Below are 15,672 nucleotides of genomic sequence, written 5' to 3'. Positions count from 1 at the left end.
TGTATTTCAGGAGAGTATGCGATGGCGACGACCGCCGAATACCGGCTTGGCGAAAACACCTTTGCGCGCGGGTGGCACATGATTGCGGACGCGTCGGCACTGGGCAAGACGCCGATGCCGGTGCGTTTCTTTGCGCGGGACATGGTGCTCTATCGCGGCGAATCGGGCACGCCCCATCTGGTTGATGCCTATTGCCCACATATGGGCGCGCATCTCGGTCGCAACGAGACTTCGTACATCGTGCGCGACAACGAGCGTATTCAGGGCGAATCGATCCGCTGTCCGTTCCATGGCTGGCGCTTCGGGCCGGACGGCCGTTGCAACCACATCCCTTACAGCGACCAAAAGCCGCCCAGTGCTGCGAAGATCGAAACCTGGCAAGTCGTGGAGCGCGCTGGCATCATCTGGATGTGGCACGATGCCGAGGGTAACGAACCCGATTATGAGTTGCCCGCGTTCGAGGCGTGGGACAATCCAAACTGGGTGCGCTGGGTGATCGACGATCTGGGCGAACTGCCGCAGCATCCGATCGAAGTCGTCGACAACATGACCGACTTTGCGCATTTCGTCCCGATCCACGGGTCGCGCGATATCGAGTATTTCTACAACGAATTCGACGATCATGTTCAGTGGCAGATGTTCGGTGCAGGCCATCGCACGCTCGTTCAGGAAGGCGAAGGGCTGCTCGAACTCGATACCTGGTACACCGGCCCGGCGATCCTGCAATCGTCGATGCGCGGCACTTTCCCGACCCACATGCTAATCACGCATACCCCAATCGAGGATGGCAAGATCCAGGTCTGGCATGCCCTGATGGTGGACATGGGCCGTAAGGCGACCGAGGAGGACGTGCCGATGGCGCGTGCCTATCAGCAGGCCAGCGTCGAAGCGTTTGCGCAGGACTTCGAAATCTGGACGCACAAGAAGCCATGCTTTGCGCCATTAATGGTGCGTGGCGACGGCCCGACAGACAAGTGCCGCATCTGGTACAAGCAATTCTACAATCCGCTCGCTCAGGCTGGCGATTTCCAGAAGCGCGTCAACGGACGTCACACCCTTGTCGATCTGCGGGATGCGGCAAAGGCCGTCGCCTGATCTGAACGGTCCGACGCCGCTCCGTCAGGTAGTGGCGTCGGGCTTTAGGAGAAAGCGCTGTATCTTGCCGGCGGCATTCGTCGGCAAGGCATCGACCCATTCGATACTGCGCGGAGCCTTATAATTCGCCATCTCGTCGCGGCACCAGCGGAGCAGCGCGGCAGTATCCCGTGAAGCACCGGGCGTTGGCACGATCACCGCATGGCCGACCTCTCCCATACGGGCATCGGGACGTCCCACTACGGCGACGCGCGCGACATCCGGATGATCGAGTAACCGCGCCTCGATTTCGGCCGGATAGCAATTGAACCCGCCGCAAATGAACATGTCCTTCGCGCGATCCGTGATGCGCAGATAACCGCGCACATCCTGCGTCGCGATGTCGCCGGTGCGCAGCCAGCCATCGCCGTCGATCGCTTCGGCAGTCGCTTTCGGATTGTCGAGATAACCCAGCATGACGTTGAAGCCACGCACGAGCAATTCGCCCGGCGTTCCCACCGCAACATCCTGACCGGCATCATCAACAAGCCGCACATCGACGCCGGGGATCGGCGTCCCACAGCTTTCCGCCACCAGCTCGACGGGATCACCCGCATGTGTGGCACTTACGACGCCGCAAGATTCGGTCAGCCCATAGGCAGTCAGCACGTCGGCGATGCCAAGCTCATCGCGCATCCGACGGATCAACGAGGCAGGTACGCTCGCCGCACCCGTCACTGCCAGCCGAAGACTGGACAAGTCGTGCTGCACCCGGTCCGGCGCGTCGAGCAATGACTGGAAGATCGTCGGGGGTCCGGGCAACACGGTGACGCTCTCGGCCGCGATCCGCGCGAGCACCAGGCTCGCATCGAAGCTCGCAACTGGCAGGGCGGTCGCACCGCGCAACAGACAGGCGAGCCAGCCCGCCTTGTAACCAAAACTGTGAAAGAACGGATTGACGATCAGATAGCGATCGCCCTCGGTCAGCCCGACAGCATCGCTCCACGCCTCAAAGCTGCGCAGGTTCTGGCTGTGGCCGCTCATCGCGCCCTTTGGCCAGCCGGTGGTACCTGAAGTAAACAGGATATCAGCGACATCGTCAGGACCGATAACAGCAACCGCCGCGTCCAGCGTTGTATCGTCAACCCGGTCGTCGGCAAGCCACTCTTCGAGAGTGTCGAGAAAAACGATCTCACGAAGGTCCGGCAGATCATGCCCCTTCAACATTCCGGCATAATCTATGCCCAGAAAGCCGCGAACAGTGAACAGGCGCGAAACGCCTGCGCGGCGCAGGATGTCCGCAGCCTCCGAACCCTTAAACCGCGTGTTGAGTGGCACGAGTACCAACCCGATCTGCATCGCGCCCGCGGCGACGATTGCCCAGGCACCCGCGTTCGGTGCCCAGATCCCAATTCGGTCTCCCTTGCGCGCCCCTTTGGCAAGAAAAGCACTCGATACAGCGCGGATGGAGTCACGCAGCTCAACGAAACTGAAGCGACTGCCATCCTCTTCCTGAAGAGCAACATGGTCCGGCCAGCGCGCGGCGGCCGCATCGATCAAAGCACCAAGAGTAGCGGGTTGGGGAAGCACATGACCTCACTTTATTCGACTAAAATTTACGCATATCGACAATAACAACTGTTAACAACTCGTCATGCGTAAGACGCGCTATTGGAGCGCTTCAACATCGACCCACCTGTTTTCGGCGGAAGACCGGCGCGCGGCATCGAGAACCGCCTGCCCCTGCACGGCATCGACAAAATTACCCGCAACCTCTCGTGACGTGATTTCCGTGCCAGCAATTCGCCGACGCATTTCGCCGAAAAGTCGCGCATAGGGTGCAACGTCGATACCCATCGTGTGCCAGCGATCCTGTTCGGTCTGGATCAGTTCGGCGACCGGAAAAGGAGTTGGTGGCGGGTTGGCGAGATCGTCGGGCATCGCGATCCGTCGCGCACCGTTCTTATCGCTCACCCAGACTTCTTCGGCCTCGCCAAAGCTTGCTCCGCTTTGAATCCACGCGCCGCCTTCGCTGCCGACGATCTTGGTCGCCATGACAAGCGGCCCGGGAGCCGCCATGGCCGCCACGATCAGCCCCTTGGCACCATTTTCACACTCGAACTGAACGCTGTAAGAATCATCGGCAGTCATGCGAGGTCGCCCCGGTGCCAGCGTCTGTAAAACCGCGGAGACGCGGATGATCGGGCCGATCGTGGAAATCACCTGATCGATCATATGCGTCCCGAACGCGCCCAGAAAACCACCGCCCTGCGCCGCATCTTCCCACCAGTCGCTCAGCGTCTCCGTCGGGTCCTGAAGTCCCGGCTGATGATAAATGCGCATGAATTGGCGAGGCGCGCCGATCATGCCGTCCTGCACGACGCGCCGGAGCAGCGCCTGCCCTGAATCGAAGCGAAATTCCGCACCCAGCATATGGATGATTCCAGCGGCCTGCGCGGCGGCCAGCATCTCACGCGCCTGCGGCAGATCACGCGCGAATGGCTTTTCGCACACCACATGGCGACCAGCCGCAATCGCCTCCATGACCACGGGATAATGAGCATGTGGCGGCGTCGCAACGGTGACGAGCACGTTGTGCGTGTCCGCCAGCGCCTCGGCAAGGCGATCGGTGGCAAGCGGAATGCCAAGCGGTGCCGCGCGCGTCGCAGTCCGTTCCCTATCCCGCCCCACGATGGCACGCACCTCGAACCCTGCATCCCGCAGAGCGCGAACATGGGTGAACAAGCCAAAGCCTGTTCCGACCACCACGGCGCCAGGTTTGTCACCGTTCATTTCACATCTCCCTGTAAAACCCTGTGCGCGGCTTCTGCGCAACGCCGGGCAATCTCATCTATCGGTTGTTTTGCCAGCGCATCCGAGAAAACCTCGACGGCAATCGGCACTTGGCTAATCGAGGCACCCAGCGCAGTGATGAACCCTGAAAGATCAAGTGCGCCTTCGCCGGGGAGCCGCCGCGCGTGGACCATCGCGTCGTCGAGATCGGCCTCGGCTATGGCCGGTGCATCGCAGATCTGAACGCTCTTGATTGCAGTCGGCGGCAACTGCGCCAGAAGTTCGAGGCTGGAACCGCTGCGGAAGAAGTGCCAGCTATCCACCAGCAACCCGCCATTGTCGCAACCGGCGCGGCGGACGATCTCCCACCCGTCGTTCAATGTCGCGACACCACCGGTCGGGATAAACTCCAGTGCGACGACCAAGCCATGGTCGGAGGCACGTTCGCAGATTTTCGCAAATGCCTCCGCAGCGCAATCATAACTTGCCTCGATCCCGAACATCTCACCGACCGTGATGCCTTGCGCGCCCAGTGATGCCGCCATCTCGATCACATAGTCCGGCGTCGCTCGATCAAGCAGCGCAACCAGCCAGTCGGGCAAACCGACCTTATGTCGCGCACCCGGCAGCCAGTTACCGACGATCTCGACCTCGGTAAGGACAAGTCCCGCATCGGCGACCCGCATACGCACTTCGTTCGCCGTTATGCCAGCAGCAGTCAGCACCTCGAAATCGGCCGCGAACATCGAAATGCCGTTGAATCCGGCCGCCCGCGCAGGAGCGAGGCGATCAAGGAATGGCGTCGACTGTACCGTCCCAGCCGCAAGGACGAGCATATCAGGGTTCATAAAAGTTCAGTTCGATCAGGATGCCGGTCGGATCGGTGACGAACAACTGGACAAGCGAAACCTGAGGCACCCGATTTTCGATCGCGACGCAGCCATATTCGGCAAGGCGCGCGGTCATCGCCACGCGGTCTTCGCACGCCAGAGCGACATGATGCACAGACCCGCTGCTCGACGCCGGGCGCCAGGGCGTTGTCGAGTCACTCGGATACGGCAAGTTGGAATGTCCGACGTGGATAGCCGCCCGGCCCGCCTCATCGAGCATCCAGCCGCCCTTAGATTCATCCACCAGACCCATGATGTTACTGAATTTCATGCCAAGAACATCACGATAGAAAGCGATCGTCAGCGCGGGGTCGGGCGTCCGTATGTTGACGTGGTCAAGGCCCGCGACCGGCATCAGCCCGCCACCGTGAAGCCGCCGTCCACGGGCAACACCTGACCCGTGATCCAGCTTGCCGCCGAACTCGTGAGGAAGAGGACCGCCCCGGCGATATCGACCGGCTCGCCCAATCGCCCAAGTGGGGTTCGATCGAGCGTCGGCTGGGTCCACGCAGGGTCGTCGAAGGTACCGGCGGTCATGCGGCTGCGGGTCAGTCCGGCCGCGACGGCGTTCACGCGGATGCGATCCTTTGCCCATGCGACGGCGAGCACGCGGGTCAGGCCGACCAGTCCGGTTTTTGCAGCGCCATAACCGGGTATCAGTTCGATCCCGAAAAAGGATGTCATCGATGCGATCCCGACGACCGCTCCGCCACCGGGTCTCTGGCTGCGCGCAAGTGCCGCGCGACAGCCGTGCGCCATCCGATATGCGGAGGAGAGGTGCATGGACAGCGAGCGATCAAAGACCGCCGGATCATGTTCATCGAACCCCGTCGACGCGAGTGCGAGACCGGCGTTGTTGACCAGAATATCGAGATTTTCCTGCGCGGCGGCGACAGCCTGCACCTGCTCCGGGCGTTCGACATCGAGCTGGAGATAGCGATAACCCGACAGGTCATCGTCATAGTCGGCCGCTGTTGCTCGGGTGCCGGTGATAGAAACCTCTGCGCCCCCTTCGCGATAGGCAGAGGCAATCGCTGCGCCCAGCCCGCTCGTGCCGCCGGTGACAAGCACTCGCGCGCCTGTAAAATCGTAGCGTAAATCAGTCCACGTCATACCGTGCTCCCTCAATCAGTAATTTCGCCGCTCATGATCGGAGTCAGATCGTCCAGCGCCGCCAACCCCTTCGCCCGCAACACCGACAGCGGTAGCCGGTGGAGAGTGACCGGCGGCGGATCGCCCGCTGTCTTGATGAAGCGCAGGCTCATCCCGCCATGCCGGTGACCATAGGGATCGACATGGTTCCCGCCGGCTCCGGGGTCCTGCGCTGCGACGATAACCAGTATCGATCCGTCCGCTTCGTGCCGGGCGCGGTACTTCTGCACATGGCCGCCCCCGTCTTCGTAATTGTCGAGGTTTTCCTGCCAGATGTTGCAGAGCTGAAAGATCCAGTAATCGCAGGCGACGGGGTTGAAACGAATGACCAGCGCCTCGTCAGGTTCGCATTCCCATGTGCCGAACCCGTGATGGCGATCGGGTACGCCGCCGTTGGATAGATAGACTGCGCGGCTGAAACGGATGCGATTGGGGCGGCGCGCCAGATTGTCCTGCCACCAGCGACGCACGAGTTCGCAATAACCCAGAACGACCTGCCCCGCCTTTGCAACGGCGTCCGCCATGTCGGCAGAACGGATCGGACGTGGAGTTGCCCCATCAAGCCGCTCGATCCTCATGACCGGGGCAATCGTCTCCTCACGCAGATGATAGACAGTGCGGACCAACAGCCCGACGCAGTCGCCCGTGATCGGCAGCCAGTCCTGACCTTCGGCGGGTCGATCCCGGCTAACGATGATCTCAAAATTACCGTCCTGATCGAAATGGACAACGTCGCTTTGGAGGAAACCCGTCGTTGTGAGCGTTGCGGGGTCGAAGTCGGCCAGCCCTTCAACGCCACGCTCTGCCCAGTCTCGCGCGCCCACGTCGGCAGGTTGTGGCGCGCTCCACGAGGCGATCACGAAATAGGGGATCGTGCCACGATTGCCGGTGATCCGGTAATCATGCTGTCCGTCCACGAACTCTGCCAGCAAATGGTCCTGATCCGGCGATTGGAAATTGATTCCCTGCCGCCAGGGTGTATCGCGCAAGCGCGGGCGTTCGGGTTCGGTGTTTTCGATAAAGCGCTCGAAGCCGTTCCGCATCAAACGGGTGACGAAGCGGTACCATTCGGCGCGGTCCAGATCATCGGCTTCATCCTCGAAGCGATCGATCATGTGACCGGCGCGGCGGACCTGTTCGCAATAATCGTCCCATGCGCGACCCGACAGGAGCCTCTGGCCCTTCGCCCGATCGAGTTCGACTGTCATGTGCGTTCTCCAAGAACAGGTTCACGGCGGACCGGGAAGCGATCGTAATAGAAACCGAACCGCTCACGCAGGGCACCGATGTCCACGCCGAAATCGCCCTGAAGATCATAGACGACCCGGCCGTGCCTGCCGCGTGGGTTGGCGGCCAGAAACCTGTCGATCCTCGCATCGGCTTCAGGCTTCATTTCAAGGTCGGCGAGATCGTAAACGCGAGCGATCGTCGCCTTTTGATCGGCCATATATTCGTGGAACAGGATATCGATCGACTGGCTAGCGGGAATGGCGTCGCGGTCACGCACACAGGCACGCAGCAACCGCTCTATGCGGTCGATCCAGTATGCGGCGAGTTCTGGCAAATCGATCCGCTTGCGGCGGATGCGGTCGCCATAGGCAATCATCGTGATGGCGGATTGCAGAACCGCCACCGGATCGCGGTGCGTAATCGGCACGATCGCGGTCGGATGTACCGCAATCAGCGCCGGCAGGTTTTCCATGTGCGGCGGCGATTTCACAACCCAGCGCGCAGGCCCGTGGTTCGACGTCAGTGCCTGCATCAGCCCCTTGGCATAGGCATAATGCGGCGTCTGGTCGTGAGCAGAATAGTAATCGCGCCAGCGATAGGGGCGGCTAATCCATTCGGGGAGGTAGGAGGAAAAGTCCGGCCCCTGAAGCTCGATATCCTCATGCACATGGTCGGGAGCCATTTCGTGCATCGCTGGCATCAGCGGCAAAAGATGTTCGAATGCCCCCCACATAGCCTGAGTGCGGACAAAGCGTGGATCGGGATCACCGATATCATCCGGTCCCGGAATTGGCTCCATCGTCTCCCACAATGGCGTCGAGCGCAGCCGGGGATCGACGGCGAGGACGTTGACGAGATGGGTGGTTCCCGATCTTGGCAGGCCCGCCACCATGATCGGCCTGTCGATCACGATGTTCGCAATTCCCGGCTGACTGCGCATTAGATCATGAGCACGCAGACGGGTGCTGGCATAGCGCACGCACTCGCCGAACACTGTCGCGCGACCGAGGGGTCCGAGCTCAGTGTCATCCTCGAAACTTTGAAGCCACACAGCAAGCCGTTCGCGGAAATCGTCCGGCCCAAAGGCATCAAGTCCGGTCGTCGCGCGAGCAGCGTCAAGTACAGCGGCCACGGTGAAAGTCATCGCGGGGACTGAGTCTATCGCCATGCGCTGAGCGTCGGTCAGTCGCGGTTCGGCCAAGTCGTCGATACGGATCAGTGCTTCGATATCAGCCATCACATGCCACCATAACTTTTGCCGAGTCGGTTCGATCACGCGCGGCGTTGAGAGCTTCGTCGAAGCGATCGAGCGGAAAACGATGGCTTATCAGCGCATCTGCATCGAAACCCGGTGCCGCAATCGCCGCCAGCGCAGCCGGAAATTCGTCCGGGTACCCCATGGCGGTGGTAAGTGTCAGTTCTTTGCCGAGCGCCATCTTCCAATCGACGGGGACAGGCGCGTGATGCACCGCAACCATTACGACGCGGGCATGAAACGGTGCCATCGCAATGATAGAGGGCAGCACTGTCGCTGCACCGGAAACTTCGAAGAACAAATCTGTCGCCACGGTCGGCCAACCGAATACTTCCGCGCGACCATGTGCGTCACCAAGCGCGGCTGCGACATCCGCCTGGCTGGCATCGATAAGTGTATCCGCGCCGAGTCTCCGCGCTCTTTTCAGTCGCCCGGCTGACAGATCGATCACGGCGATCCGCGCGACACCGGCAGCTTTCAAAAAATGGACAATGCCCAACCCGATTGGCCCGGCTCCGAAAACGGCAACGTTGCTGCCCGACGAAGGATTTGCGCGGCGCACCGCATGGAGCGACACCGCCAGCGGTTCGGCAAGTGCCGCATGTTCGAACGAGACATCATCGGGGATCGCATGAATGCTGCCACCCAGCGTCGCGTTATGCACCCGCAACAATGGCGCAAAACCACCGTCTGGCCCACCGTTACCGATAATATTATCGTCACCCATCGGATTAACGACGACGCGCAAACCAACGGAGATACCCCGCACCGAAGCCCCGGCTGCCTCGATCGTCCCGGAAAGTTCATGTCCGATGCCGAAAGGTGCATCAGCCGGGGCAGCAACCCCGCCAATGGCAATATAGCCGAGATCGGAGCCGCAGAGGCCACATCGCGCAACGCGCACTAACACATCGTTGTCGCCGATAATCGGAATCTCGACCCGATCGCAACTTACGTGCCTAGGGCCATGGACTCGCACCATGTCCATTCCAGGGGACGACATCACCGTCGTCATAGCCATAATCCTCTCCGCGTCGGTTGTTCCGATCGGGGCAAGCTCTACGCGCCGAACGCGTCCAAACACAAGGCAACAAATCGCTCATAGTTTCGCGAGATACGCATAAAACGTCTTTTTTATACCAATGTGCGTATAATTATCGCCATTTTTTCACGTATACCGCTTGAAACACCAAGATGCTCCCGATACACGATGAAACAGAACAATTGTGTTTTTGGGGAGGAAGACAGGCAATGGCGGTAAGATCGCTCGCCTATATTCGCGTACAGTCACGCGACCTTTCGGCCTGGAGCCGGTTTGCGGAAACTGTCGTCGGCGCTGCGGCGACGATGGACGACGACGGCAAACGCCTGCTGCTTCGGATCGATGCCCGGCCGTGGCGGTTTCGCATCGAACTTGCCGACACGGACCGGTACCTTTGCGCAGGTCTGGAATGTGCAGGAGAGGCCGATTACCTGGCTGTGCTCGATCGGGTGCGTAATGCTGGCGTTACGATCACCGATGGCGATCCTGTTGGCACGCGCGAGCGTCACGTTCAGGCTTTTGCCAGCTTCAACGACCCTGCAGGGAACGCAATTGAGCTTTGCTGGGGCAACACGATAGCGGGAACGCCGTTCGTGTCTCCAATCGGCGTGCCGAGCTTCGTGACCGGAGAGATGGGTTTCGGCCATGTCGTGCTCCCAACCGACAAGTATATCGAGACACGGGCCTTTTATAAGGATCTACTGGGTTTCGGAGACAGTGACGAGATGCGTGTTTATTTCCCTGGAGGCCCGGAAAAAGGCCTTGGAATGAGCTTCATGCACGCCGCTGGTCCACGCCATCACGCAGTTGCAGTGGGTGAATTTCCAGCGCCATCGGGGCTGATCCACACGATGGTCGAGGTTCCCTCGGTCGATGACGTCGGTCTGGCCTATGACCGGGCGCTGGCGGCAGGTGTTCATATCTCCTCCACGATCGGTCGGCATACGAACGACAAGATGTTGAGTTTTTATATGCGCACGCCCAGCGGCTTCGACATTGAATATGGCTGTGATGGCCAGCAGTTTCCGGACTGGTCAGTCGTTACGCCGACCTTCACGATCAAAGAAGATTTATGGGGTCACAAATGGGATTTCAGCCAATGACCACGACCTTTGACAAGCGCCTGACTGCAGAGGCGATGGTCGCATCGCTCGCCGACGGTATGACGATCGGCATCGGTGGCTGGGGGCCGCGTCGCAAACCCATGGCACTCGTCCGCGCTATCCTGCGCAGCGGTCTCAAGGATTTGACAGTCGTTGCCTATGGCGGCCCCGAAGTCGGAATGCTTCTCGCTGCAGGCAAGATCAAGACGCTTATCTACGGCTTCGTTTCCATGGACGTGATTCCGGCCGATCCGTTCTTTCGTCATGCGCGACAGACGGGCGCTTTCGAGGCGCGCGAACTGGATGAAGGTTTGTTGCAATGGGGTCTGCGCGCTGCTGCGATGCGCGTTCCGTTCCTGCCGACACGTACCGGCCTCGGTTCCGACGTACTCACTGCCAACCCGGATTTTCGTACCGTCACGTCACCTTATGATGATGGTGAGGTGCTGTTGGCGATGCCTGCGATCAAGTTGGACGTTGCGCTGCTTCATGCAACCAAAGCCGACCGACTGGGCAACACCCTGACGATGGGCCCCGATCCGTTTTTCGACGATCTCTTCGCCCGTGCCGCCACGCGCACATTCGTCAGCGCCGACGAGGTGGTCGAGCGACTGGATCTCGACGCTGCAACGGCCAAGGACAATTTTTACGAGCGTTGTTTCGTGACCGGAGTGGTAGAAACCACGTGCGGCGCGCATCCCACCACCAATCCGCCACGTCATGGCTGGGACTTCAAGGCGATGAAAGCTTATGCTGCTGCTGCCGGCGAAGAAGGCGGCTGGAACGCATATCGCCGCGACGTGATAGGCACGGACGAGGCAGATTATATCGATCGCATGGGCGGTGTCGCCACGATCAACGCCCTGCCCCTGCCGATATTCTGAGGATCATATGACCCAAGAATTCACTCTCGCCGAACTCGTCATTGTCGCTTGTGCCGACGCTTTTCGGGGCAACGGCGAAATCCTTGCATCCGGTGTCGGAACGCTCCCGCGTATTGGCGCTGGCCTCGCAAAGCTTACCCATAGTCCCGAGCTGTTGATGACCGACAGCGAAGCGTTCCTCATCGAAGATCCCATTCCGCTGGGTCCGCGCACCGGCACGCCAGCGTTGTCAGGATGCATGTCGTATGCGCGTGTTTTCGATATCGTTTGGTCGGGTCGACGACACGCGATGATTGGGCCGCTCCAGATCGATCGTTTCGGCCAGACCAACCTTTCGGGCGTCGGACCCTATGCTCAGCCAAAGATTGCGATGCTTGGTATGCGTGGCCTTCCGGGGAACAGCGCCAACCACATAAATTCGATGTTCGTGCCCAATCACTCGAAGCGGATATTCGTCGAGGGCGAAGTCGATATCGTCGGTGGAGTCGGTTATAATCCGGCACGCTGGCTGCCCGGCATGAACCAGACTGCCGTCGATCTCCGTCGTATCGTGACCGACCTGTGCATAATGGATTTCGAAGGGCCGGATCACGCGATCCGCGTTCGTTCGCTCCATCCCGGCGTGACATTCGATCAGGTTCAGGACGCAACCGGCTTTCCGCTGATCCGGCCAGAGGGCTTGGGCGAAACGCCCGGTCCTGACGACGCGGCGCTGGCTGTTATTGCTTCGCTCGATCCCAAGGGGATGCGGGCCAGTGTTTTCAAGGACAATCCACCGGCGAGGCGATCATGAGCGAAGCAATCAAACCCGTACTGGATGGCTGGTTCACCACCGGGGACAAGCCGCACCTGCTCGGTTCGCAGTGCGCGAATTGTAAAACTTATTACTTCCCGAAGCTCGAAAGCTTTTGCCGCAATCCCGACTGCGACAGTTCGCAATTCGCAATCGTCGAACTCTCGCGCACGGGCACGCTCTGGTCGTTCACCAACGCCTGCTACAAGCCGCCCGAACCCTATGTCGCGGCTGAGCCATTCGAACCCTATGCGATTGCGGCTGTAGAGCTTGCGAAGGAAAAGATGGTTGTTTTGGGGCAGGTCGTCACCGGCGTGGGTGTCGAGCAACTCAAGGCTGGCCTGAAAATGGAACTCGTGGTCGAGACCGTGCCAGACGCAGACGATCCTGCGGGCAAACTCGTCTGGAAATGGAAACCCATGGCGGGAGAAGCGGCATGAGCGGCGAAATCGCAGTTATCGGCGTAGGTATGCACCCTTGGGGCAAATGGGGTCGGAGCTTCGTCGACTATGGCGTTGCCGCCGCACAGGAAGCTTTGGCGGATGCGGGTATCCCATGGCGCGATGTGCGCTTCGTTTCCGGCGCTGCAACCATGCGGTGCGGTTATCCGGGCTATGTCGCGGGAGCTACTTTTGCTCAGGCGCTCGGCTGGCAGGGGGCAGAGGTCAATACCAGCTACGCCGCTTGCGCGAGCGGATCGCAGGCGCTTGCCGCCGCGCGTTCAAAGATACTCGCCGGTCAGGCGGAAGTGGCGCTGGTGATCGGCGCAGACACCACGCCGAAGGGCTTTCTCGCACCCGCCAAGGGACACCGGCCCGACGATCCCGATTGGGTGCGATTCCGGGTCGGCATCACCAACCCGACATACTTCGCGCTTTATGCCCGTCGCCGGATGGAAATCTATGGCGATACTCAGGACGATTTCGCCGCGGTTAAGGTCAAGAACGCAGAACACGGCTTCACCAATCCCAAGGCGCGCTATCGCAAGACTTTCACAGCAGAAGATGTCGCAGCTTCCGCGATGGTCGCCGATCCGCTGCGCCTGATGGACATTTGCGCCACATCGGACGGTGGAGCCGCACTGATCGTGTGCAGCCTCGACTATGCCCGACGCATCGGCAAGGCGAATGCCCCCCGCATCGCTGCCATCTCGACTGTAACGCCGACGTTCGCGTCGTCGGTCATCGAGATGCCCGATCTTGCGACCGACAGCGCCGTGGTTGCTGACGCGCAGAGCTTCCGGGCCGCGCTTCCAATGAAAGCTTATGAGGAAGCCGGCATCGGGCCGGAGGATGTTTCGATGGCCGAGGTCTATGACCTTTCGACCGCCCTCGAACTCGACTGGATGGAAGATTTGCGGCTGTGTGGTCGTGGCGAAGCTGCTGCAATGCTCCGTGAAGGTGCTACCAAAATCGGCGGACGGTTGCCGGTCAATCCTTCAGGCGGACTGGCTTGTTTCGGCGAGGCGGTTCCCGCACAGGCATTGGCACAGGTCTGCGAACTCACCTGGCAGCTTCGCGGTCAATCCGGTCAGCGACAGGTGGAAGGTGCCAAGGTCGGCATCACCGCCAATCAGGGGCTGTTCGGCCATGGTTCTTCGGTCATCGTGACGCGCTGATTATGGCCGATCCGCTTGTCACACCCCTCACCCGCCTGCTCGGTTGCACTTATCCTATTGTGCAGACCGCGATGGGTTGGGTTTCGACGGCACCGCTAGTCATCGCAACCACCAAGGCAGGCGCGTTCGGCTTTCTGGCCGCCGCAGTGATGACCCCTGCCGAAGCGCGTCTTGCGATTGCCGAAGTCCGGCGCGGGACCGACAAGCCGTTCGGGGTCAACTTTCACTCCTTCCAGCCCGGCGCGGCGGAAATCGTCGATATAATTATCGAGAACGCCGCGCAAATCCGTGCGGTGAGCTTTGGCCGGGGCCCCGACGCGAAAATGATCGCGCGGTTCAAGAATGCGGGCATCCTCTGCATGCCAACCGTTGGCGCGGTGAAACATGCACAGAAGATGGTGCAACTCGGCGTCGATATCGTGACGGTTCAGGGTGGCGAAGGCGGCGGCCATACGGGTTCGGTGCCAACGACGGTTCTGCTGCCACAGGTTTTGGACGCGGTTCAGGTGCCGGTCGTGGCTGCTGGCGGTTTTTCCGATGGGCGCGGGCTCGCGGCGGCGCTGGCATTCGGCGCTGTCGGGATAGCGATGGGCACACGATTCCTTATGACGCGAGAGAGCGCTCCGCCCGAAGGTATCAAGGCGCGTTATGTCGAGGCAGGCACTGACGACATCTACGTATCGACAAAGGTCGACGGGTTGCCCCAGCGCATGATCCGCAATCAGGCACTCGACAAAATCGAGCGTTCGTCGGGCATCGGATTGTGGATACGGGCAATGGAAAGCGGGCTTCAGATGAAGAAGCAGACGAACGCCAGCTATGCCGATATGCTCCGGTCGGCCAAGGGCATGACCAGCCACGGCGGGCTTAGCCTGCCGCAGGCGATGATGGCGGCGGCGGCACCGATGCTGATTCAGCGCGCGGTTGTGTCGGGAGATGCCGATGGCGGGTTGATGGCGACGGGGCTTGTCGCAGGTGCGATCGAGGACTTACCCAGTTGCGCCGAATTGATTGACGGGATCGTGGCGCGAGCACGGGCGCGGCTCGCGGCGATCGCTTCTCCTCTCGAACACAGCGGAACAGTTTGATGCCGATTACGACCACCATTCACGACCGCATTGCCGAGATCGTGTTTGACGTTCCACCGGTAAATGCGTTCGATAGCGTGACCTGGATGAGCATACCGGAAATCGTCCGGGCAGCCGGTGCGAACCCGGATGTTAATGTCGTCCTGATCCGCGCAGAGGGCCGCGGATTTTGCGGTGGTGTCGATATTAAGGAGATGCAGGCGCATCCTGAACGCATAACGGACCTTAACCGCGGCAATTATCTGACTTTCAAGGCCATACGCGACTGTGAAGTGCCGGTTGTGTCCGCCGTTCACAAGTTCGTCATCGGCGGCGGCATCGGTATCTGTGGTGCCTCCGACACGATCGTCGCTTCTGAAGATGCTTATTTCTCGCTGCCGGAAGTCGATCGCGGCGCGATGGGCGGTGCGAGCCATTTGTCGCGTATGTTGCCCCTGCACAAAGTTCGCGCCGCGTTCTTTACCGGCGGCACGATTCCGGCGGCCGAAGCATATCGGCTGGGTGCAGTGGAAAAAGTAGTGCCGCCCGAATCCCTTGCCAACGAAGCGCGCGCGTTCTGTGCGATCATCGCAAGCAAGAGTCGCAAGGCACTGGTGATCGCCAAGGAAGCATTGAACGGTCTTGAGCCGCGCGATGTCGATCGCGGCTACCGCTGGGAACAGGGCTTCACACTCGAAATGTATATGCACGAAGACAGCCAGCGCGCGCGCGATGCCTTCGTCGAAACGGGCAAGGCGGCCAAATTCTGAT

16 protein-coding genes are annotated in these 15,672 nt (G+C 60.5%); 8 read left to right on the top strand and 8 right to left on the bottom strand.

Features of this window, described 5'->3' with window-relative positions:
- The first annotated feature begins 21 nt into the window (after positions 1–21).
- Positions 22–1,095 (top strand): 3-ketosteroid-9-alpha-monooxygenase, oxygenase component, encoded by a 1,074-nt coding sequence (locus D3Y57_RS15530; protein WP_121154040.1) that lies wholly within the window; start codon positions 22–24, stop codon positions 1,093–1,095.
- Between the two features lie 24 nt (positions 1,096–1,119).
- On the opposite strand, the gene D3Y57_RS15525 is transcribed toward D3Y57_RS15530, so the two are convergent.
- The 8 genes from D3Y57_RS15525 to D3Y57_RS15490 form a co-directional block, all read right to left on the bottom strand.
- Positions 1,120–2,664: a FadD3 family acyl-CoA ligase gene (locus tag D3Y57_RS15525; RefSeq protein ID WP_121154038.1), complete on the bottom strand. Its 1,545-nt coding sequence runs from the start codon at positions 2,662–2,664 to the stop codon at positions 1,120–1,122.
- 78 nt (positions 2,665–2,742) lie between these two features.
- Positions 2,743–3,867: a Gfo/Idh/MocA family protein gene (locus tag D3Y57_RS15520; protein ID WP_121154036.1), complete on the bottom strand. Its 1,125-nt coding sequence runs from the start codon at positions 3,865–3,867 to the stop codon at positions 2,743–2,745.
- On the bottom strand, positions 3,864–4,715 hold the full coding sequence (locus tag D3Y57_RS15515; protein ID WP_121154034.1) for a sugar phosphate isomerase/epimerase family protein: 852 nt from the start codon (positions 4,713–4,715) through the stop codon (positions 3,864–3,866). Before D3Y57_RS15515 ends, D3Y57_RS15520 begins: the two co-directional genes overlap by 4 nt.
- On the bottom strand, positions 4,705–5,112 hold the full coding sequence (locus tag D3Y57_RS15510; RefSeq protein ID WP_121154032.1) for a VOC family protein: 408 nt from the start codon (positions 5,110–5,112) through the stop codon (positions 4,705–4,707). Before D3Y57_RS15510 ends, D3Y57_RS15515 begins: the two co-directional genes overlap by 11 nt.
- Positions 5,112–5,870 carry an SDR family NAD(P)-dependent oxidoreductase gene (locus D3Y57_RS15505; RefSeq protein ID WP_121154030.1) on the bottom strand — a complete coding sequence of 253 codons (759 nt, stop codon included), beginning with the start codon at positions 5,868–5,870 and terminating at the stop codon, positions 5,112–5,114. Before D3Y57_RS15505 ends, D3Y57_RS15510 begins: the two co-directional genes overlap by 1 nt.
- Positions 5,871–5,881: 11 nt before the next feature.
- On the bottom strand, positions 5,882–7,117 hold the full coding sequence (locus tag D3Y57_RS15500; RefSeq protein WP_121154028.1) for a DUF1214 domain-containing protein: 1,236 nt from the start codon (positions 7,115–7,117) through the stop codon (positions 5,882–5,884).
- Positions 7,114–8,376 carry a sulfotransferase family protein gene (locus tag D3Y57_RS15495; protein WP_121154026.1) on the bottom strand — a complete coding sequence of 421 codons (1,263 nt, stop codon included), beginning with the start codon at positions 8,374–8,376 and terminating at the stop codon, positions 7,114–7,116. Before D3Y57_RS15495 ends, D3Y57_RS15500 begins: the two co-directional genes overlap by 4 nt.
- A complete protein-coding gene (locus tag D3Y57_RS15490) occupies positions 8,369–9,415 on the bottom strand; it encodes a zinc-dependent alcohol dehydrogenase (RefSeq protein WP_239025886.1) in 1,047 nt (348 codons plus the stop codon). Before D3Y57_RS15490 ends, D3Y57_RS15495 begins: the two co-directional genes overlap by 8 nt.
- A 230-nt stretch (positions 9,416–9,645) precedes the next feature.
- Here D3Y57_RS15490 and D3Y57_RS15485 point away from each other — a divergent pair, with 230 nt between their 5' ends.
- Genes D3Y57_RS15485 through D3Y57_RS15455 form a run of 7 tightly spaced genes read left to right on the top strand, consistent with a single transcriptional unit; the run spans position 9,646 to position 15,671 of the window.
- Positions 9,646–10,539: a VOC family protein gene (locus D3Y57_RS15485; protein WP_121154024.1), complete on the top strand. Its 894-nt coding sequence runs from the start codon at positions 9,646–9,648 to the stop codon at positions 10,537–10,539.
- Complete coding sequence (locus D3Y57_RS15480; protein ID WP_121154022.1) at positions 10,536–11,423, top strand: CoA transferase subunit A; 888 nt, start codon at positions 10,536–10,538, stop codon at positions 11,421–11,423. The genes D3Y57_RS15485 and D3Y57_RS15480 overlap by 4 nt, the downstream gene beginning before the upstream one ends.
- Positions 11,424–11,430: 7 nt before the next feature.
- Positions 11,431–12,216 (top strand): CoA-transferase subunit beta, encoded by a 786-nt coding sequence (locus D3Y57_RS15475; RefSeq protein ID WP_121154020.1) that lies wholly within the window; start codon positions 11,431–11,433, stop codon positions 12,214–12,216.
- Positions 12,213–12,656: a Zn-ribbon domain-containing OB-fold protein gene (locus D3Y57_RS15470; protein WP_205590071.1), complete on the top strand. Its 444-nt coding sequence runs from the start codon at positions 12,213–12,215 to the stop codon at positions 12,654–12,656. Before D3Y57_RS15475 ends, D3Y57_RS15470 begins: the two co-directional genes overlap by 4 nt.
- Positions 12,653–13,834: a lipid-transfer protein gene (locus D3Y57_RS15465; protein WP_121154016.1), complete on the top strand. Its 1,182-nt coding sequence runs from the start codon at positions 12,653–12,655 to the stop codon at positions 13,832–13,834. The genes D3Y57_RS15470 and D3Y57_RS15465 overlap by 4 nt, the downstream gene beginning before the upstream one ends.
- Before the next feature lie 2 nt (positions 13,835–13,836).
- The gene (locus tag D3Y57_RS15460; RefSeq protein ID WP_121154014.1) at positions 13,837–14,922 is read left to right on the top strand and encodes an NAD(P)H-dependent flavin oxidoreductase; all 1,086 of its coding nucleotides are present in this window, start codon (positions 13,837–13,839) and stop codon (positions 14,920–14,922) included.
- A complete protein-coding gene (locus tag D3Y57_RS15455; RefSeq protein ID WP_121154012.1) occupies positions 14,922–15,671 on the top strand; it encodes an enoyl-CoA hydratase family protein in 750 nt (249 codons plus the stop codon). The genes D3Y57_RS15460 and D3Y57_RS15455 overlap by 1 nt, the downstream gene beginning before the upstream one ends.
- The last annotated feature ends 1 nt before the right edge of the window (position 15,672 follow it).

Origin of the sequence: Sphingomonas paeninsulae (assembly GCF_003660165.1) — a bacterium.
In the GTDB taxonomy this organism is placed as follows: Bacteria; Pseudomonadota; Alphaproteobacteria; order Sphingomonadales; family Sphingomonadaceae; genus Sphingomonas_O; species Sphingomonas_O paeninsulae.
The sequence above is the reverse complement of the archived record's forward strand: the minus strand, read 5'-3'. Positions and strand labels throughout refer to the sequence as shown.